This is a genomic window from Bradyrhizobium sp. SZCCHNRI1009, from assembly GCF_032487575.1.
Taxonomy (GTDB): domain Bacteria; phylum Pseudomonadota; class Alphaproteobacteria; order Rhizobiales; family Xanthobacteraceae; genus Bradyrhizobium.
In genome coordinates this window covers 56,833-76,549 of sequence record NZ_JAUEUL010000006.1, presented here as the reverse complement: position 1 = coordinate 76,549, position 19,717 = coordinate 56,833, and the positions used below count along the sequence as shown (strand labels likewise).

Here is a 19,717-nt window from a genome sequence, read left to right as displayed (position 1 = left end):
ACAGAATACGTTCATGAAAGCGGCGGCGGCCTTCGCCGCCGTCGTGGCGACGTTGGCCGTCCTGTCGACGGCCGCCCTCGCCCAACAACAAGATGACAGCGCGGCACACAGCCAGGTGGACCTCGGCAAGACGACGTTCGCCCAGAAATGCTCGCATTGCCACGGGCCCAACATGGTGAACTCCGGGACTATAACGCCGGACCTGCGCCGGTTTCCCGATGATCAGCCTCGTTTCGTCACCACGGTGAAGCAGGGCAAGAACGGCCGTATGCCGCCCTGGGGCGACATTCTCAGCGATGACGAGATCACCGCACTGTGGGCCTACGTCTCGAGCCGGAGAGCGCAGTGATGCGTCATCTCTGCTGTTGGCTGGCTGCCTTGATGATGTCGGCAATGTCGTCGGCGGCCTTGGCCGCTGACGACGTGCTGCGCATCTGTCTCGACGAAAATCTTCCGCCGCTCTCGGTCCATCATCGCGGCAAGCCCGGCGGCGGCTTCGATGTCCTGCTGGGTCAGGCGATCGCCGACCGCCTTGGCAGGAAGCTCGAGATCCAGTGGTACGAAAGCAAATTGGACGAAGATTCCAGTCCGGCGCTGGAGGCGAATGCGCTGCTATCGGACGGACGCTGCTCGCTGCTCGGCAGCTACGCGTTCACCCAGGACGGACTGGTCGCGCCTGGCGTCAAGACGGCCAAGCTGCCGGACTTCGATGGCGCCACGCGCGACGACCGCCGCCGCCGTGTTGCCCTCGGCACGCTGACGCCGAGCAAGCCCTACATGTTTTCGACCCTGACCGTCGTTCTCGGACCTTCCGCGAAACAGCGCCCGATTACCGACATCGGCGATCTGGCCGGGCTGCGGCTGGCAATCGAGAGCGGCACGTTGGCAGATGCAATCCTGATGACGTTCGACAAGGGGCGGCTGATCGACGACATCACGCATTTGATTCCGGCGCGGGATGATCTGCTCGGGGCGCTCGAACAGGGCAAGTTCGACGCGACCCTGCTCGATGGCAGACGTTTCGATGCGTATCGGGCCGCTCATCCCGACACCAAGCTGAGCGCGTCGGGGTACAGCTATCCGATCGGTGCAAATCGAGGTTATGTCGGGCTGGCCAGCTCTGCCGAGCTCATCGCATCGGTCGACAAGGCCTTGACGGAGCTCGAGGCCTCAGGGACTCTTGCGACTCTCGGCCGATCCGCCGGACTGACCTACCTTCCGCCGCGTCAGCCGGTGATTCTGGGCGACGCGTTCCAGAGGATCATCCGGAGCGGCACACGCTAGCGCGGCCGCTGCAGGAGCGCTCAGCGCGCCGCCGTCTTGTGAACCGACGACGGCACGACGCCGAAATATTTGCGGAAGACGCGGCTGAAGTGCGACGAGCTAGAAAAGCCCCACGAGAACGCGACATCGGTGATGGTCTTGCCGCTCTGCGTCTCCAGCTCCTGCCGGCAATGCTGAAGCCGAGCCCGCCAGATGTAGTCGCTGACCGTCATGCCGCGATCGCTGAAGACCATGTGAAGGTAGCGCTTGGTGCACCCGAGCGCCGCCGAAATCTGATCGATGCAAAGATCTGGATCGCGCAGATGCTCGCGGATGAAGGCTTGAGCGCGGATATAGACCGCCTCGGGTCCCGCGCGGTCCAGCATGCGATCGGCCTCACGCAGCGGCAGGAGCAACAGATCGATCAGCGATTCGGCGACGCTGACCGCCGAGTTGGGCGACAGCCGGGTCGCCTCGTCGAACGCGGCATGGGTGACGTCATGCGCAATCCGGCCGGTCCCGCTCCGCGCCGACAGCTTGTAGGCGGGCATCTTTTCCGACCGGAAGCCGCGCTCCTGCAGTAGCTCCTTCGGCACGATCACGACGTCATGGCGGGTCAGCGCGGGGCTGATGATCGTGTGCGGTGACGAGACGTCATAGGCGAGGCAATCGCCCGGGCCGATCTCGATCTGGCGGCCATCCTGCTCGAAATAGGACGTTCCATAGGTCTGAAACAAGATCTTGATGTAAGGATGTGCCGCCTTTTGCGCACGCGCATAGGTATGCGCAATGCGATGCTGGCTGGCCTCGATCTGGCAGAGCTTCAGGCGCGACACCGTCGTGAAATTGATGCGCCCCTCGAATGAGGCCCCCTCCAGCGGATCGACATCGAAACGTCCGCACAGGTCGGTCAGTGCATCTGACCAGCGCTGGATCTGGCTCTTCGGTGAGAATCCCGAAGTATTAAGCGAGCGGATCGTGTCGGACATGTTTCATCCACCGATTCATGATCGAAACGCAACGGGTCCGCCGCAGGACGGCGAACGAGACTGCAGCAAGATTGCTCCCATTTTAAGGCCGCGGCTTTCGCGGCGCACTTCGTTCCATAACGCGCCCCGCGTGATCCTCCGCCTTCGTCTCTGTAAGGTCAAGGGAAACGTCAACCTTCGGTGGAACCATGGTGTCGCAAATTGATGCTGCGCAGCAAGAATGGCGCTCATGTTGCGGACCAGCAAAGCAAAATCTCCTTCAAAAACTTCTATTCGCTTCACTCTTGAGCAAGCTCTTTTCTCTTTTGGGCAAGTTTCCCGGTTGGGAAGTGGATATTCAATGATGCCGAAAACGAATACTGGGCCGCGTGCTGCGGAACCTCAGTTGAACCCGGGAGGAAAGACGATGCGAAGAGTGCTACTCGCAACATGTCTGACGTCAGTCGCGGCGCTCGCCGCGGGTGGCGCATGGGCCAGCGATGAGCTGGTCAAGATGTCGGCCAACCCGAAGGACTGGGTGATGCCGGCGGGAGACTACGCCAATACGCGTTACTCCAAGCTCAACCAGATCAACGCCCAGAACGTCGGCAAGCTGCAGGTCGCGTGGACCTTCTCCACCGGCGTGTTGCGCGGCCACGAAGGCGGACCGCTCATCATCGGCAACATGATGTATGTGCACACGCCGTTCCCGAACAAGGTCTATGCGCTCGATCTCGCGCAGGACAACAAGATCGTCTGGAAGTATGAGCCCAAGCAGGATCCGAACGTCATTCCGGTGATGTGCTGCGACACCGTCAACCGCGGCGTCGCCTACGGTGACGGCAAGATCTTCCTGCATCAGGCCGACGACAAGCTGGTGGCGATCGACGCCAAGACCGGCCAGCACGTCTGGACCGCCGTCAATGGCGATCCGACCAAGGGACAGACCGGAACCTCGGCTCCGCTCGTGGTGAAGGACAAGGTGCTGGTCGGCACGTCCGGCGGCGAGTTCGGCGTCCAGTGCAGCATGACCGCTTACGACATCAAGAGCGGCAAGCAGGTCTGGAAGGCGTACTCCGAAGGTCCGGATGACCAGATCCTGTTCGACGCCAACACCACCGCGCTCGGCAAGCCGGTCGGCAAGGACTCGAGCTTGAAGACCTGGCAAGGCGATCAGTGGAAGACCGGCGGCGGCTGCACCTGGGGCTGGATTTCCTACGACCCGCAGCTCGACATGGTCTATTACGGGTCGGGCAATCCCTCGACCTGGAATCCGAAGCAGCGTCCCGGCGACAACAAGTGGTCGATGACGATCTTCGCCCGCCATGCCGACACCGGCGTCGCGAAGTGGGTCTATCAGATGACGCCCCACGACGAGTGGGACTATGACGGCGTCAACGAGATGATCCTGTCCGACCAGTCCATCAACGGCCAGCCGCGCAAGCTGCTCACGCACTTCGATCGTAACGGCCTCGGCTACACGCTTGATCGTGCCACCGGCGAGCTGCTGGTTGCCGAGAAGTACGACCCGAAGGTGAACTGGACCACCGGCGTCGACATGGACAAGAACTCTGCGACCTACGGCCGTCCGAAGGTTGTCGATCAATACTCGACGGACAAGCAGGGTGAGGACGTCAACACCAAGGGCATCTGCCCAGCGGCGCTCGGCACCAAGGACGAACAGCCTGCCGCCTACTCGCCGGACACGCAATTGTTCTACGTGCCGACCAACCATGTCTGCATGGACTACGAGCCCTTCAAGGTGAGCTACACCGCAGGTCAACCCTATGTCGGCGCGACCCTGTCGATGTATCCGCCGGCGGGTGACACCCATATGGGCAACTTCATCGCCTGGGACGGCAAGACCGGCAAGATCGCCTGGTCGAACAAGGAGCCGTTCTCGGTGTGGTCCGGTGCGCTCGCGACGGCCGGCGGCGTGGTGTTCTACGGAACGCTCGAAGGCTACCTCAAGGCGGTCGATGCCAAGACGGGCAAGGAGCTCTACAAGTTCAAGACCCCGTCCGGCATCATCGGCAACGTCACGACCTACGAGGCCAACGGCAAGCAGTACGTCGCCGTTCTCTCGGGTGTCGGTGGCTGGGCCGGCATCGGTCTCGCGGCGGGTCTGACCGATCCGACCGCCGGCCTCGGTGCCGTCGGCGGCTACGCCGCGCTGAGCAACTACACCGCTCTCGGTGGTGCGCTCACCGTGTTCTCGCTGCCGCAGTAAGCCAGGTACCTGCCTCCGGCGCATGGATCTCATCCATGCGCCGGTTCGCCTGTTCCAAAAAATTATGGGAAAACGCCCTTGCGTAGAATCTGGTTTGCGGTCGCCACGGCTCTGAGCCTGGCAACCGGCGGGATGACTGTCGCCGAAAATGCCTGGGCCGAAGGTCCCGGCGATGCCAAGGCCGTCAAATCCGAGGACGGGAAGTACTTCGATAAGGATGGCATTCCGACCTACAAGGTGGCCGCCGACGGAACGGTCGACTGGTACACCTACTCCGGATACCGCCGCTATCATTCCGAATGCCACGTCTGCCATGGCCCCGACGGCATGGGATCGACCTACGCCCCGGCGCTCAAGGACTCGGTCAAGAACATGAGCTACGGCGACTTCATCGGGACCATCGCCAGCGGCCGCAAGAATGTCAGCACGTCCCAGGAGAACGTCATGCCGGCCTTCGGCGACAATCCGAACGTGGCCTGCTACATGGACGATCTCTACGTCTACCTGCGCGCCCGCGGCGATGATGCGGTGGGCCGCGTTCGCCCCGCCAAGCATGAGGACAAGCCGCCAGCCTATACGGAAGCGGAGAACTCCTGCATGGGCAAGAAATGACTGACGACGAGGACCGCGCCTGGACAGTTTCCCTGGACAGGGTCGCGGGCCTGACAGACTGAAACAGGAGTTTGAGACATGAAGACGCGCGCCGCGGTCGCTTTCGAAGCCAAGAAGCCGCTGGAGATCGTCGAGGTTGACCTCGAAGGGCCGAAGGCCGGCGAGGTGCTGGTCGAGATCAAGGCCACCGGCATCTGCCACACCGATGCCTATACGCTCGACGGTTTCGACAGCGAGGGCATCTTCCCCTCGATCCTCGGCCATGAGGGCGCCGGCATCGTGCGCGAAGTCGGCTCTGGCGTGACCTCGGTCAAGCCCGGCGACCACGTCATTCCGCTCTACACGCCGGAATGCCGCCAGTGCAAAAGCTGCCTCAGCCGCAAGACCAATCTCTGCACCGCGATCCGCGCCACGCAGGGCAAGGGCCTGATGCCCGACGGCACGTCGCGCTTCAGCTACAAGGGCCAGGCCATCTATCACTACATGGGCTGCTCGACCTTCTCCAACTTCACCGTGCTGCCGGAGATCGCGGTCGCGAAGATTCGCGAGGACGCGCCCTTCGACAAGAGCTGCTATATCGGCTGCGGCGTCACCACCGGCGTCGGCGCGGTCGTCAACACGGCGAAGGTCACGCCCGGCGCGAACGTCGTGGTGTTCGGCCTTGGCGGCATCGGCCTCAACGTCATTCAGGGCGCCAGGATGGCCGGGGCCGACAAGATCATCGGCGTCGACCTCAATGACGGCAAGGAGGAGTGGGGGCGCCGCTTCGGCATGACCCATTTTGTCAACCCGAAGAAGGTGACGGGCGACATCGTCCAGCACCTGGTCGCGCTCACCGACGGCGGTGCCGACTACACCTTCGACTGCACCGGAAATACCACGGTGATGCGCCAGGCGCTGGAAGCCTGCCATCGCGGCTGGGGCGAATCGATCATCATCGGTGTCGCCGAGGCCGGCAAGGAGATCGCGACCCGCCCGTTCCAGCTCGTCACCGGACGCGTCTGGAAGGGCACGGCGTTCGGCGGCGCGCGCGGGCGCACCGACGTTCCCAAGATCGTCGACTGGTACATGAACGGGAAGATCGAAATCGACCCGATGATCACCCACACGCTCAAGCTCGAAGACATCAACGAGGGCTTCGACCTGATGCATGAGGGCAAATCGATCCGTTCCGTCGTCGTGTTCTGACCCCAAGCACGCAAAACTGAGGAGGATTGCGCCATGACTGTCCACATCCATCCGTCCGTCGATAACGGCGTCAAACAGGGAAGCGGCCATTTCGCCGGCGGCACGCTGGTCTGCAAATGCCACGACCGGCCGGTCAAGGTCGGCATCAAGGGCGATGTCGCGCATAACCACGCGTGCGGCTGCACCAAATGCTGGAAGCCCTCCGGCGCGACCTTCTCGGTCGTTGCAGTGGTGCCGCGGCAGAACGTCACGGTGCTGGAGAACGGCGACAAGCTTAAGATCGTCGATCCCTCCGCCGTCATCCAGCGCTACGCCTGCACCGGCTGCGGCACGCACATGTATGGCCGCATCGAGAACACGGGCCACCCGTTCTACGGCCTCGACTTCATTCACCCCGAGCTGTTCCAGGAGCAGGGTTCGGCCGCGCCGGGCTTTGCGGCCTTCGTCTCCTCGGTGATCGAGTCGGGCGTGAAGCCGGAACAGATGGGCGAGATTCGGGCGCGATTGAAGGAGCTGGGGCTCGAGCCCTATGACTGCCTGTCGCCGGCCCTGATGGATGCGATTGCCACCCACGTGGCGAAAGCAAAGGCGGCCTGACGGCCGCAACGTACCAAGCGTACAACTGAAGCGTTCCTTCCTGAAGACTTGGTGCCTCGCCTGCCCCACGCTGGCGAGGCATTCTTTTTTGCCGTCGTTTCTTTTTTGCCGTCGTTTTGATCTGGCGGCCGCCATTGTCGCCGGCGCATCGTCCTTGTTCCGCGTTTGCATTGCAGCGGGCCGCGCGCGGCGTGCACCTGCTCTGCCAACACACGCGCCTGTGTAGACCGATGCCTGTCCCGGTCTGCTATCGTGGATCGTTTTCCGACAACTCCCAATTGATCCGGCGCGTGTACTCAGGACATGTGGTCCCGCGCGCGTCCACCAACGATCAGAACCAACGACCATTGGTCCGACAGAACGAGGGCGAGCATGATCAAGGTGAAAATCAACGGACAGGAGCAGAGCTGGGATGGCGATCCGAGCCTGCCGCTGCTGTGGTACCTGCGCGATGAGCTGGGCCTGACCGGCTCGAAATATGGTTGCGGCGCGGCGTTGTGCGGCGCCTGCACCGTGATGGTCGACAAGGAGGCCGCGCGCTCCTGCATCACGGCGATTTCGGATGTCGCGGGCCGCGAGGTCACCACCATCGAGGGCCTGCATCCGACCGGCGATCATCCGGTGCAGAAGGCTTGGCGCCAGGTCAACGTGCCGCAATGCGGCTTCTGCCAGGCTGGACAGATCATGCAGGCGGCGGCGCTGCTCAACCAGAATCCCAAGCCGTCGCATGACCAGATCCGGGACGCCATGTCCGGCAATATCTGCCGTTGCGGTTGCTATCAGCGCATCGAGAATGCGGTCCATCTGGCCTCGACGGGGGTGTGATCATGAGCATCATCGCAAATCCCGACATCGCGAAGTCCTCCTCGCGTCGCGGCTTCGAGCGGCATCTCAAGGTCGAGAACGTCTCGCGCCGCGCCATCCTGCAGACGCTGGGCCTTGCCGGCGGGTTCGTCCTCGCGGCTCCCTTGCTGTCGCGCCCGGCGTTTGCCGCCTATGAGACCGGCGCCGGCAAGATGCCGCACGGCACCGTGGTCGATCCCAAGATCTTCGTTTCGATCGCGCCCGACGGCATCGTCTCCATCGTTGCACATCGCTCCGAGATGGGCACGGGCGTCCGCACCAGCCTGCCGCTGATCGTCGCGGAGGAGATGGAAGCCGACTGGTCGCGCGTGCGCGTCGTGCAGGCCCCCGGCGACGAGGTGAAGTTCGGCAACCAGGATACCGACGGCTCGCGCAGCACGCGGCACTATCTGCTGCCGATGCGCCAGATCGGCGCACTGGCGCGGGCGATGCTCGAAGCCGCGGCGGCCAAGCGCCTCGGCGTGCCGCCGAGCGAAGTGAAAGCCGTCAATCATGAGGTCGTGCACAGCGCCAGCGGCCGCCGCCTCGGTTTCGGCGAGCTCGCAGCCGATGCCGCCGGTCTGCCGGTGCCTGCGGTCGACACCATCAAGCTGAAGTCGCCTGGGGATTTCCGCTATCTCGGCAAGGGGCAGGTCAGCATCGTCGATCTGCACGACATCACCGTCGGCAAGGCGCGCTACGGCGCCGACGTCCGCCTGCCCGGCATGAAATACGCGGTCATCGCCCGGCCGCCGGTGACCGGCGGCAAGGTCAAGTCGTTCGATCCGGCCGAGGCACTGAAGGTGCCCGGCGTCGAGCAGGTGATCGAGGTCAAGGGCTGGCCGTGGCCGTCGAAGTTCCAGCCGCTCGGCGGCGTCGCCGTGATCGCACGCAACACCGGTGCCGCGATCAAGGGCCGCGACGTGCTCAAGGTCGAGTGGGACGACGGCGCCAATGCGAGCTACGACTCTGTCGCCTATCGGACCGAGCTCGAGGCCGCCGCGCGCCAGCCGGGCCTCGTCGTGCGACAGGAAGGCGACGTCGAGGCCGCGCTGAAGTCGGCCGACAAGGTCGTCATCGGTGAGTACTACCTGCCGCACGTCGCTCATGCCAGCATGGAGCCGCCGGTCGCGGTCGCCGACGTCAAGGGCGACAAGGCCGAGATCTGGGCGCCGGTGCAGAGCCCCGGCGGCACGCACGAGGATGTCGCCAAGACGCTGCAGATTCCGCCGGAGAACGTGACCGTCAACGTCACCCTGCTCGGCGGCGGGTTCGGGCGGAAGTCCAAATGCGACTTCGCGCTCGAGGCCGCCCTGCTGTCGAAGACGGTGGGCGCGCCGGTCAAGGTGCAGTGGACGCGTGATGACGACATCCATCACGATTTCCTGCACACGGTGTCGGTGGAGCGCATCGAGGCCGGCCTCGACAAGAGCGGCAAGGTGGTGGCGTGGCGTCACCGCAGCGTCGCGCCGACCATCCTGTCGACCTTCGCCGCCGGCGCCGACCATGCCGCGCCGTTCGAGCTCGGCATGGGCCTCGTCGACATGCCGTTCGAGATCGCCAACATCCAATGCGAGAATCCGGCCGCCAAGGCGATGACCCGCATCGGCTGGTTCCGGTCGGTCTCGAACATCCCGCGCGCCTTCGCCGTGCAGTCGATGGTCGGCGAGATCGCGCACGCCACCGGCCGCGACCAGAAGGACACGCTGCTCGATCTGATCGGCAGCCCGCGCGTGCTCAAGCTCACCTCGGTGAAGGACCTCTGGAACTACGGCGAGCCCTACGAGAGCTACCCGATCGATACCGGACGGCTGCGCCGCGTCGTCGAGTTCGTCGCCGAGAAAGGCAATTGGGGCCGGTCGGTGCCCAAGGGCCACGGTCTCGGCATCGCCGCGCATCGCAGCTTCGTCAGCTACATCGCTACCATCGTGGAGGTGTCGGTCGACGACAAGGGCAAGCTTGTGGTGCACCAGGTCGACACCGCGATCGACTGCGGCACCTTCGTCAACCCCGAGCGTATCGCCTCGCAGCTCGAAGGTGCCGCGATCATGGGGCTGAGCCTCGCCAAATATGGCGAGGTGAGCTTCAAGAACGGCCGGGTGCAGCAGCGCAACTTCGACGACCATCCGGTGGTCCGGATCGACGAAGCCCCGCTGATCACGAACGTGCACATCGTCCCTGCCGATGCCGACACGCCGCCGAGCGGCGTCGGCGAGCCGGGCGTGCCACCGTTCGCGCCGGCGCTCGCCAACGCGATCTTTGCCGCCACCGGCAAGCGCCTGCGCGCGCTGCCGATCGGCAATCAGCTCGCGACGTAAGCTTGCAGCAATCAGCAGATCATCGGCCGGAGCGATCCGGCCGATGATCCTACCGGAAGACGCAGGATCAGTCAGCGCCCATAGCGCACCGAGGCATAGCGGCCAATGACGGCGCCACGTCCCTGCCCCGGCGCGCCGGCCACGCCGTGAGGCGTGCTGCCGCAGTCCTGGCGCTGCGGCACCGGCGCAGCCTTGATAGCCGTGTTTGCATTCGGCTGCCCCTCGACGAGCTTCGTCACCAGCGAGCGCAGCCGCTGATTCTCGATCTCCAGCTCTTTCAGATGACGCAGAGCAGGACTGCTGAGACCGCCATAGCGCTGACGCCAACGATAAAAGGTGCGCAGCGACACGCCGGCCGTGCTGCAAATTTCGGCAATCGGAACGCCCGACTCCGCCTCGCCAAGCAGAACCAGAATTTCGTGCTCGGTGTGCAGGGAACGTCGCATGATCAGGTACCCCTACGCGGCCAACGCGGTCAATCTCGCATGAATTCCATGAGCTTGGTAGTGCGGCAACGCATGGGTCTCGCAACCGCGCTCCGCGTGGGCGCACCGCGATCGAGGTCAAGCGCGGCGATGCGGGCTCATCGCGGGCCGCCGGCGCCTCGCCGCCAATTGGCAAAATTGACGCGCGTCGCCAGACACGTCGCCCGCTGCCGGTCGTGTGAGCAAGGCTGAACAGTATTTGGCGTTGCCGACCGCGACATCCTGCCTTGATATCAGCTGCAAAGACCGAGACCCGGGGAGCCCTGCCATGTCCAAACGCCACGAAATTCCCGCGACGCATGAGAGCATGGTCTGGGGCTATCTCGACAGCACGACGCCTCCAGTGCTCGAGGTCGCCTCCGGCGACACCGTGACGCTGCATTCCTTTCCGGCCGGCGGTAAGGAGACCTTGCCCGAGGACCGTAGCATCGTTCCCGCCAACTACCTCACTGCGCTCGACACCATGATCCAGGGGCCCGGACCGCATTTCATCACCGGCCCGGTCTATGTGAAGGGCGCGCAGCCCGGCGACACGCTCCAGGTCGACATCCTCAACGTCAAGGTCAGCCAGGACTGGGGCTTCGTCTCGATCCTGCCGCTGCTCGGCACCCTGCCAGACGAGTTCACGGACTACGAGACCATCCACCCCAAGGTCGACCACGACCGCCAGGTCTGCATCATGCCCTGGGGCACCGAGATCGCGCTCGATCCGTTCTTCGGCATCATCGCCACTGCGCCGCCGCCGGCCTGGGGGCGGTGCGGCTCGCCGGTGCCGCGCAGTTTTGGCGGCAACATGGACAACAAGGAGCTGCGGCCCGGCACCACGCTGTATCTGCCCGTCTTCAACGAGGGCGCGCTGTTCTTTGCCGGCGACGGCCATGGCGTGCAGGGCGACGGCGAGGTCTGCATCACCGCGCTCGAGACCGGCGTCACCGGCAGCTTCCGCCTCACCGTGCGCAAGGACATGGACATCACCTGGCCGTTCGCCGAGAACGCCACCCACCTGATGTCGATCGGCCTCGACGAGGATCTCGACGACGCCGCCAAGCAGGCGGTGCGCGAGATGGTCAAGCACGTCTGCGCCCGCACCAATTTGTCGCGCAACCAGGCCTACATGCTGTGCTCGCTGGCCGGCAATCTGCGCGTCACCCAGCTGGTCGACGGCAACAAGGGCATCCACATGCTGCTGCCGAAGGCGTATCTCTGAGCCTCCTCTACCGGTTGACGAAGCGGTCGTGCGCGGTCAGCACGACCTGCCCGCTCGGATCGACCGCCTCGAAGGTGACGTCGGCATCCTCGGGCTCTGGCATGGTCAGCGTCACCCGCAGCGTTTCCGAGCCGTCGGGCTCGACCTCGATCGCATCCGCCGCCGCATGGCCGACGATGGCGAGCGCCGCGTCGACGCCGCTGATCCCGAGCTTGAAGCTCTGCACGGCCGAGGACTTGTTGAGCAGCTTGACGGTGTAGGCGTTGCGCACCGAACCATCCGACAGCCGCACGGCAAGGGGATCACGATCGTGCTGCACCGACAGCACGGCCGTGGTCTTGGTCACGAACGACACCGCGATGACGCCGGCCAGCGCGACGCAGGCCAGCGCGAGTCCGATCGTCTTCGGCCGCACCAGCCGCGACACACGCGGCTCGCCGACGCGGCCGCGCTCGATGTTGCGCCAGCTCTCGTAGTCGATGAGGCCGCGCGGACGATCGAGCTTGGCCATCACCCCGTCGCAGGCGTCGACGCAGAGGCCGCAATTGATGCAGGCGAAGCTCGGACCCTGCCGGATGTCGATGCCGATCGGGCAGACCGCGACGCAGGCGCCGCAATCGACGCAGTCGCCGGCCGGCAGCCCCTGCGACCTCGCCTCGGCGGCCTTCTTGGCGGACATCCGGGTCTCGCCGCGATAGTCACGGTAGTTGACGGTGAAGGCTTCGGGATCCCAGATCGCGCCCTGCAGCCGCGGCCACGGACACATGAAGGTGCAGACCTGCTCGCGCGCGAAGCCGGCGAGGCCGTAGGTCGTGCCCGCGAACACCAGCGTCCAGGTCAGCGCCGTCGCCGACATCTCGCCATGGATGACATCGCGCACCAGCTCCGGCGCGTCGGTGAAGTAGAAGATCAGGGTGCCGCCGGTGCCGAGCGCGATCGCCATCCAAAGCGCGTGCTTGGCCGCGATCTGCGCGATGCGTTTCGCCGTCAGCGGCGCGCCGATGTTCTTCAGCCGCTGCCGCCGGTCGCCCTCGACCAGGCGCTCGACCAGCAGGAACAGGTCGGTCCACACCGTCTGCGGACAGGCGAAGCCGCACCAGAGACGGCCGGCCAGCGCATTGACCAGAACCAGGATCAAGGTCGCCAGCAGCATCGCCGCGGTGATGAGGTAGAGGTCCTGCGGCCAGATCTCGGCTGGGCCGAGATAGAGCTTTCCGTGGGCGAAATCGAGCAGCACGGCCTGGCCGGGCGCATTCGGCCCGCGGTTCCAGCGAATGAACGGCGTGACGTAGTAGACCGACAGGGTGAACACCAGGATCAGCCATTTGAGCCGGCGGATCGGGCCCTTGACGCCCTGCGGAACCACAGGACCACCCGCCTTGCGCGGCGATCGTGCCGGGCTGCGCGCTGGTGCCTGGGACTGGCTTTGTCCCCGTCCCTCCGCCATGCGCCGCGTCCTGGCGTGATCGATCTCGATGGTGATGGCCACGGCTGCCCTCGTTCGCTTGCCTGTTGCAGGCGACGATAGGCGGCGAGGCCGGGACGCTCTTTGTCGGGCCACAAACTTGCGAACGGGTGGCAGCGACTGTTTGCGCGGGAACAACGATAGTTCCCGTCCAGCAGGCGACGAGAGGCGCGGCGCAGCGAGCGCGATGGAGGCGGGCGCAGCATCCGGAGGGACGACGATGGCGGCCGCCGCTCTTTGGGCGGCGGTCCGCAGGAGGACAGCGTATTGCCGCCACATCGGCATTCTTTGCTCGGCCCATCCTTCGAGACGCGCGCCTTCGGCGCGCTCCTCAGGATGAGGGCGGGATGCTCGGTCAAAGGCTTGAGCCTCATGTCACAGTCGTGATCCTCTCCATGAACACGCCAACAGCGTGTTCATAGTCCCGTATGCAGCGGCCGCCCCGCCGCTTGCGCCTCATGGTGAGGAGCGCCGCTCGCGGCGCGTCTCGAACCATGAGCCACAGGCGGGAAGCGAACTGCGGAGAAGTTCGTCTTCGTAAACAAGATCCACGATCCTCAGACGATCTTGATCGACATGTCCGGCAGGCCTTCGAGCTTGCACAAGAGCACGTCGCCCTTCACCACCGGGCCGACATTCTCCGGCGTGCCGGAATAGATGATGTCGCCGGCCTTGAGCTCGAACGCCTCGGACAGTTTCGCGATCTGCTCGGCGACGCTCCAGATCATCTTGTTGAGATCGGAGTTCTGCCGGACCGTGCCGTTGACCGCGAGCGAGATCGCGCCCTTGGTGAAGTGGCCGACCTTCGAGACCGGATGGATCGGGCCGAGCACGGCAGCATGATCAAAGCTCTTGCCGATCTCCCATGGCTTCTTCTCGGCGGCCATGCCGTTCTGCAGGTCGCGGCGGGTCATGTCGAGGCCGAGCGCGTAGCCATAGACATGATCGAGCGCGGACTCGGCGGGAATGTTGGTGCCGCCGGATTTCAGCGCCGCCACCAGCTCGACCTCGTGATGATAGTTCTTGGTCAGGGACGGATAGGGATGATCGGCGATCTCGCCGACCGCGACGTTCTGGATTGCATCCGTCGGCTTCTGGAAGAAGAACGGCGGCTCGCGGTTCGGATCGGAGCCGCGCTCGATCGCATGCGCTGCGTAGTTGCGGCCGATGCAATAGATGCGGCGGACCGGGAACACGCCCTGCTCGCCGGCGATCGGAATGGTGGTCGCCGGAACGGCGAAGATCGGCTTCGGTCCGGCCTGAGCCGCAGCCGGATGAGTATCCGTCATGATCGCGGCCGCTGCAGCGGCGCTGCCGGCAACGAGAAGATGGCGGCGTGAGGTGTCTGCCATTGGGGTCCTCCTGGGGTCAGCCGTCGCGACCGGCGGCCTGTTGTTCTTGAGCGCTGTCGGGCGCCCCAACTGATAAGCATATCCAGTATGCCAGCGCCACCATGCGCGCACGCGCCGTCGCTCTCGCGGCGCAACACGCGCCCGAAGCGATGCTCGAGACCCTCGCTGGAATCGCGAGGGCGCAGGGAAGGCCGGGCCTCGGCTGAGGCCCGTGGCCCGCCTGCTCAAAAAAATGCAGGCGGCAGGTACCACAGGTTCAGCCGGACAGACCCGGCCTTCCCTGCGCGGCAGTCTTAACGTCTGCTCCGCGCTCTCCCTGGGGACCGGCTTGATTGCCCCCATCGCCCGCGCGACACGGCCTGTCACGGCTCGCGTCACAAACGAGCTTGGCGCCAGCATCGGGGCGCCAGGACCACACGGCTTGAACGTCCGCGAGTTGCCAATCGTCCAGCGCAACAGCACCTGACAAGCTCGCGGCCACCGCTCCCCGCCTCAACGTATCGTGACGACGCGTACGCCCCTCAGCATGAGGACGGGATAGAGGGAGGAGAGCATGTATTCCGATAAAACGAAAGAAGGAAATTTTTACGCCGAGATCTGGACAGAGGTGATCGTGTTGAACGCGCGGGCGATTTTTCGTTTTGGGCGCACACGCGATCTTCGATCATGAGAGGCGTTGCGGGCAGCGCTCTTGGCGGCGCCCGGGTCCGAGTCGCCCGACGGGCACGCATTGCCGGCAGCCCAGGCGCAGCACGGACGAGCGCAGCGTCACCCGGGGCGCTCCCCCACAACGCGTGTGATCCCAGATATCGCTGATCCGGATCCGCAGGCAGGGGTCGCGAAGGATCGCCCGCAGGCAAGCACCCGGCACGTGATCTACCGAACCTTTGCTCGCGTTCCCTCGTTACTCAAACCTGACGGCGCAACCGCCATGACCGAAACGACACCACCAAGGAGGCGCCGCATGCTGATTGGGCTCACCAGCCTCCTCGTGCTCGTCCTGGCCGGCGCCGCCATTGCCGCGGGGCCGATCATGAGCCGGGTCGAACATCCCAAGTATGACGTGGTGAAGCGCGACGGCGAGTTCGAGATCCGCGCCTATGCGCCGATGATCATCGCGCAGGCGGAGGTGCAGGGCGCGCGCAGGCCGGCGATCGAGGAAGGCTTTCGCATCATCGCCGGCTACATCTTCGGCGCCAACCGTGCGAAGGCGAAGATCGCGATGACGGCGCCGGTGCAGCAGCAGGCCAGCGGCACACCACCGACGGATGGCGGGAACAACGACCGGTGGAGCGTCAGCTTCGTGATGCCGTCGAGTTGGTCGCTGGAAACGCTGCCGCCGCCGGCCGACCGCAGGATCAAGCTGACGCCCGTCCCGGCACAGCGCATGGTCGCGTTGACCTTCTCGGGCTCCTATTCCGACGGCATCCTGGCCGAGAAAACCCGCGTGCTGCGCGACTACGCGCAACGGAAGGGACTGGCCGTGTCCGGCGCACCGCTGCTCGCCTTCTACAATCCGCCCTGGACCTTGCCCATGCTGCGGCGGAACGAGGTGATGCTGGCGTGTAGTTGTTAGCTCATTCCTATCGCCTCCAATCTTGGCAGCGTGTCAGGGGACTGATCTCTCCCTGCGTTGCCCCGGGACGCTTCTAATAAGTCGTACCGTCATGCCCGGGCTTGTCCCGGGCATCCACGCCGTCCCCGGAATACCGAACGACATGGATGGCCGGGACAAGCCCGGCCATGACGCCCTGGAAGAGGGGCGCAATTTGACAGTCAGATGCCATCACCTCCTCACCCCTCGATGATCGCCACCGCCCGCGTCCATCCGGCCGAGGCGCGCTCGATCTTGACCGGGAAACACGACACCATGAACCCCGTCGACGGCAGCTGCTCCAGATTGTGCAGCTTCTCCAGGTGGCAATAGCCGATGTGGCGTCCGGCCTTGTGGCCTTCCCAGATCAGCGCGGCATCGTGGGTCTCGGCGTATCTTTGCGCGGTGAACACGAACGGCGCGTCCCAGCTCCAGCCGTCGGTGCCGGTCAGGCGCACGCCGCGCTCGAGCAGATACATGGTCGCCTCGTAGCCCATGCCGCAGCCCGAATTGACGTAGTTGGCCTGGCCGAAGCGCGCGCCGGCCGAGGTATTGACGACGACGATCTCGAGCGGCGACAGCGTGTGGCCGATGCGCTCGAGCTCATCCTCGACATCCCTCGCGGTCACCACATAGCCGTCCGGGAAACGACGGAAGTCGAGCTTCACGCCCGGCTGCAGACACCACTCCAGCGGCACCTCGTCGATGGTCCAGGCGCGCTCGCCGCGATTCATCGTCGGATGAAAATGCCAGGGCGCATCGAGATGCGTGCCGTTGTGGGTCGAAAGATTCACCTGCTCGACCGCCCAACCCTGCCCGTCCGGCAGGTCCTCGGCCTTCAGCCCGTCGAAGAACTGCAGCATGCGCGGCAGGCCCTGCTGATGGTCGATATAGGTGATGGTCGGATGATTGCCGGGCGGATCGGCGGGCACATCGTTCTGCAAGGGCACGGAGATGTCGATCAGCTTGCGGGCCATGGGCGGTCCTCTCTGATTGTCATTATTGGTTGTCGTCGTCGGCAACCGCAGCCATTGCCGACCGTGCCCGAGCCGATGAACTCGCCGGGCATCAGGGTCTCGTCCTTGCTGGTATAGGCGATCAGCTCCTCGAACGAAAACAGCATGCCGGCCGAGCGCGGCCGCGGTGAGCCGTTGCGGAGCCAGCTCAAACTGCTGAACGGCTGGGACGATCTGGACGGAACACCCATGGGGCCGATTGCGGGGCCAGAGCGCCCGACCAGCCCCTGAAAGAAAGAGGCCGCCGACACAAGAAGTGCAGGCGGCCCAAGTCCAGGGAGGAAACGCCCCAAGAAGGGCTAGGTTTTACTTACTAGATCAGGAGAGTCGTGGGTATCCGGATGATACCGGAGGTTGTCATCGCGCTGCCGGGTTCCATATCCCGACCGAGATACCGTTAGACTACGCCGCCTGACGCTCCCGCACGCACGAATTCCGTGACCTTCCCGACATTGGAGTGGACCCACTCTGCCATCCGTTGCTCCAGCTGCGGCGACTGCTCGAGCGGCGCGCGGACCTCCTCGACATCGTCGGCGCGGCGCAACGCGAGCAGCGACTTGTCGGTGGCGATCTCAAATAGTGGGCGATCTCAAACTGATCGAATGCGTCGGTGGCGAAGGTGTTCTTCAGGAACTCGTCGCCGAACGGCGCAAGTTCGATCTCCGCCAAGAACGGAACCTTCTCAACGCCACATCGTCGGTGTGACAAGATGCGCGCCATCGGACCGTTTCCGACCGAGAGCGCCAGGGCTTTGTGCAGCCTGATCGACATTGGGCTCAGGTTCGATTGCGGGCGCGTGGTCGAGCTGGATCACAGCAACCGCGGCGGGGTGTTCCGGAGCGCTGCGCTGATCGCGCGCGCATGGCGAAGCGGAACTTGCCGAATCACTCGGCTGGTCAACGGGGTCGTGCATGTGGCAGCTCCGAGCCCTGAAGCGGCGTTTACTAATCCCTTCCGAGACTAGGCGATATCAACTGCGTTAATCCATGCGCGATCTCGCCGCGTGCGGCCGATTCGCCCGCAACGCGACGGACCAGCGTGTGCTTGCCATCCGTTCGTGGCCGCGCGATGACGCCTCCCGCACTGCACGCGGGATCGTGATGGACGTTCCGCCGGCATCAGCGCTCGCGCGCGCCGACGCGGTCGAGCAGTGCCGCACCGGTGCGGATGCCATTGTAGAAGCAGTCGATCGTCATGTTCTCGTTCGGCGCGTGATTGGCCTCGTCGGCATTCGCATAGGGAACGACGAAGGCGGGAACGCCGAGGATCTTGGTGAAGACGTAGTCCGGCAGACTGCCGCCGGTGCACGGAAATTCGAGCGGTGTGACGCCCTGGGCGAGCGCGATGGCATCACGCACGATCGCGCCAAAGGGCGAATCGAGCGGCACGCGCGACGGCAGCATGCCGCCGCGCCGGATGAACTCCACCTCCGGCGCGTGGCGCTTCACATGCGCCTCCACCTTCGCCAGCACGTCGTCCGGCGTCATCGCCTCGACCAGGCGGATGTCGCATTTGACGAACGCCTCGCAGGGCAGCACCGTCTTGCTGCCCGGTCCGCCATAGCCGCCGTGCAAGCCGTTGATGGTCAGCGTCGGATGGAACATCAGGCGTTCGTAGTAGCCGCGATCGGGCGGCGCATCGAGATGGCTGAGACCGAGGCTCGCCTTGGCGGCATCGATATCCAGCGGCAGGCGTTTCACGGCCGCAATGTCCAGCTCGCTCGGCGGCACGATCGCATCATGCAGACCGTCGATGGTGATCTCGCCCGCGGCATTCTTCATCGTCCCGAGCAGGTGGACCAACGTCCAGATCGGATTCGGCACGATGCCGCCGAGATTGCCGGAATGCACGTCGCGGCTGGCGTGCCTGGCGCGCAGCTCGAACGAGCACATGCCGCGCACGCCATAGGTCATGGTCGGCCGCCCCGAAGGGTGCATCGGCCCGTCCGCGGTGACGACGAAGTCGGCTTTCAGCCGGTCCCTGTTGGCGGCGACGAAATCGGCGATGCGCGGGCTGCCGATCTCCTCCTCGCCTTCGAGCAGAAAGATCACATTGCAGGGCAGCTCGCCATGCACTCGGAGATGGGATTCGATCGCCATGAGCTGCGCGAAATGCTGGCCCTTGTTGTCGCCGATGCCGCGCGCATAGATGCGGCCGTCGCGGATGGTCGGCTCGAACGGCGGGCTCAGCCACAGCCCCAGCGGATCCGGCGGCTGCACGTCGTAGTGGCCGTAGAGCAGCACGGTCGGTGCGCCCGGCTTCTTCTGCCAGCGTCCGAGCACCATCGGATGTCCTGCCGTCGGCACCGTCTCGGCGTCGAGTCCGATCTCCCGCAGCATCCTCACCAGCAGCGCGGCGACCTCGGCGATGCCGACATTGTGAGCGCTGATCGAGGGATGCCGGACATAGTCCATCACGCGGGCCAGGAAATCCTGCTTTTGATTCTCGATGTGAGCGAACACTGCCTTCAGGCCAGCGGATGGACGCGGCAGGCTTCGCTCTTCATTCATGATGTCGGCTTTCGGCGCGTGCAATGGAAGGACAGGCTCATGTTCGATCGAATTGGACCGAAAAGCAAA

General features: G+C 64.7%; 18 protein-coding genes. 11 read left to right on the top strand and 7 right to left on the bottom strand.

From position 1 onward, the window contains the following. Positions 1–13 precede the first annotated feature (13 nt). Both QX010_RS13200 and QX010_RS13195 read left to right on the top strand, forming a co-directional pair. Positions 14–349: a cytochrome c gene (locus QX010_RS13200; RefSeq protein ID WP_315803726.1), complete on the top strand. Its 336-nt coding sequence runs from the start codon at positions 14–16 to the stop codon at positions 347–349. After that, the gene (locus QX010_RS13195) at positions 349–1,284 is read left to right on the top strand and encodes a transporter substrate-binding domain-containing protein (protein ID WP_316179905.1); all 936 of its coding nucleotides are present in this window, start codon (positions 349–351) and stop codon (positions 1,282–1,284) included. The genes QX010_RS13200 and QX010_RS13195 overlap by 1 nt, the downstream gene beginning before the upstream one ends. Before the next feature lie 20 nt (positions 1,285–1,304). Here the strand turns inward: QX010_RS13195 and QX010_RS13190 are convergent, their stop codons facing one another. Then, positions 1,305–2,252 (bottom strand): helix-turn-helix domain-containing protein, encoded by a 948-nt coding sequence (locus QX010_RS13190; RefSeq protein ID WP_315803728.1) that lies wholly within the window; start codon positions 2,250–2,252, stop codon positions 1,305–1,307. A 406-nt stretch (positions 2,253–2,658) separates the two neighbouring features. Between QX010_RS13190 and xoxF5 the strand changes: the two genes are divergently transcribed. The 6 genes from xoxF5 to QX010_RS13160 all read left to right on the top strand — a co-directional run bounded on the left by xoxF5 (position 2,659) and on the right by QX010_RS13160 (position 10,019). Beyond that, complete coding sequence (xoxF5, locus tag QX010_RS13185; protein WP_316179904.1) at positions 2,659–4,461, top strand: lanthanide-dependent methanol dehydrogenase XoxF5; 1,803 nt, start codon at positions 2,659–2,661, stop codon at positions 4,459–4,461. A gap of 132 nt (positions 4,462–4,593) precedes the next feature. Beyond that, positions 4,594–5,073, top strand: a complete 480-nt coding sequence (locus QX010_RS13180; RefSeq protein WP_316179903.1) for a c-type cytochrome, methanol metabolism-related — start codon at positions 4,594–4,596, stop codon at positions 5,071–5,073. Between the two features lie 78 nt (positions 5,074–5,151). Next, positions 5,152–6,261, top strand: coding sequence for an S-(hydroxymethyl)glutathione dehydrogenase/class III alcohol dehydrogenase (locus tag QX010_RS13175; protein WP_316179902.1), 1,110 nt, complete (start codon positions 5,152–5,154; stop codon positions 6,259–6,261). Positions 6,262–6,294: 33 nt separating this feature from the next. Continuing rightward, a complete protein-coding gene (gene gfa / locus QX010_RS13170) occupies positions 6,295–6,858 on the top strand; it encodes an S-(hydroxymethyl)glutathione synthase (RefSeq protein WP_315713222.1) in 564 nt (187 codons plus the stop codon). 372 nt (positions 6,859–7,230) lie between these two features. Beyond that, positions 7,231–7,683: a (2Fe-2S)-binding protein gene (locus QX010_RS13165; RefSeq protein WP_316179901.1), complete on the top strand. Its 453-nt coding sequence runs from the start codon at positions 7,231–7,233 to the stop codon at positions 7,681–7,683. 2 nt (positions 7,684–7,685) lie between these two features. Next, positions 7,686–10,019, top strand: a complete 2,334-nt coding sequence (locus QX010_RS13160) for a xanthine dehydrogenase family protein molybdopterin-binding subunit (RefSeq protein WP_316179900.1) — start codon at positions 7,686–7,688, stop codon at positions 10,017–10,019. 71 nt (positions 10,020–10,090) lie between these two features. On the opposite strand, the gene QX010_RS13155 is transcribed toward QX010_RS13160, so the two are convergent. Next, entirely contained in the window at positions 10,091–10,465 is a 375-nt protein-coding gene (locus QX010_RS13155) for a transposase (protein WP_316179899.1), read from the bottom strand. Between the two features lie 307 nt (positions 10,466–10,772). Here QX010_RS13155 and QX010_RS13150 point away from each other — a divergent pair, with 307 nt between their 5' ends. Beyond that, a complete protein-coding gene (locus QX010_RS13150) occupies positions 10,773–11,711 on the top strand; it encodes an acetamidase/formamidase family protein (protein ID WP_316179898.1) in 939 nt (312 codons plus the stop codon). 7 nt (positions 11,712–11,718) lie between these two features. On the opposite strand, the gene ccoG is transcribed toward QX010_RS13150, so the two are convergent. Next, the gene (gene ccoG / locus QX010_RS13145; RefSeq protein WP_316179897.1) at positions 11,719–13,200 is read right to left on the bottom strand and encodes a cytochrome c oxidase accessory protein CcoG; all 1,482 of its coding nucleotides are present in this window, start codon (positions 13,198–13,200) and stop codon (positions 11,719–11,721) included. Positions 13,201–13,733: 533 nt separating this feature from the next. Further along, the gene (locus tag QX010_RS13140; protein WP_316179896.1) at positions 13,734–14,528 is read right to left on the bottom strand and encodes a fumarylacetoacetate hydrolase family protein; all 795 of its coding nucleotides are present in this window, start codon (positions 14,526–14,528) and stop codon (positions 13,734–13,736) included. 964 nt (positions 14,529–15,492) lie between these two features. Between QX010_RS13140 and QX010_RS13135 the strand changes: the two genes are divergently transcribed. After that, entirely contained in the window at positions 15,493–16,104 is a 612-nt protein-coding gene (locus QX010_RS13135) for a heme-binding protein (protein ID WP_316179895.1), read from the top strand. 218 nt (positions 16,105–16,322) lie between these two features. On the opposite strand, the gene QX010_RS13130 is transcribed toward QX010_RS13135, so the two are convergent. Continuing rightward, on the bottom strand, positions 16,323–17,099 hold the full coding sequence (locus QX010_RS13130; protein WP_316179894.1) for a cyclase family protein: 777 nt from the start codon (positions 17,097–17,099) through the stop codon (positions 16,323–16,325). Continuing rightward, entirely contained in the window at positions 17,084–17,329 is a 246-nt protein-coding gene (locus QX010_RS13125; RefSeq protein ID WP_410051947.1) for a fumarylacetoacetate hydrolase family protein, read from the bottom strand. Before QX010_RS13125 ends, QX010_RS13130 begins: the two co-directional genes overlap by 16 nt. A gap of 388 nt (positions 17,330–17,717) precedes the next feature. On the opposite strand from QX010_RS13125, the gene QX010_RS13120 reads away from it, so the two are divergent. Further along, a complete protein-coding gene (locus QX010_RS13120) occupies positions 17,718–17,843 on the top strand; it encodes a hypothetical protein (protein ID WP_315803740.1) in 126 nt (41 codons plus the stop codon). A gap of 413 nt (positions 17,844–18,256) precedes the next feature. Here the strand turns inward: QX010_RS13120 and QX010_RS13115 are convergent, their stop codons facing one another. Continuing rightward, positions 18,257–19,648, bottom strand: coding sequence for a M20/M25/M40 family metallo-hydrolase (locus tag QX010_RS13115; RefSeq protein WP_316179893.1), 1,392 nt, complete (start codon positions 19,646–19,648; stop codon positions 18,257–18,259). Between the last annotated feature and the right edge of the window lie 69 nt (positions 19,649–19,717).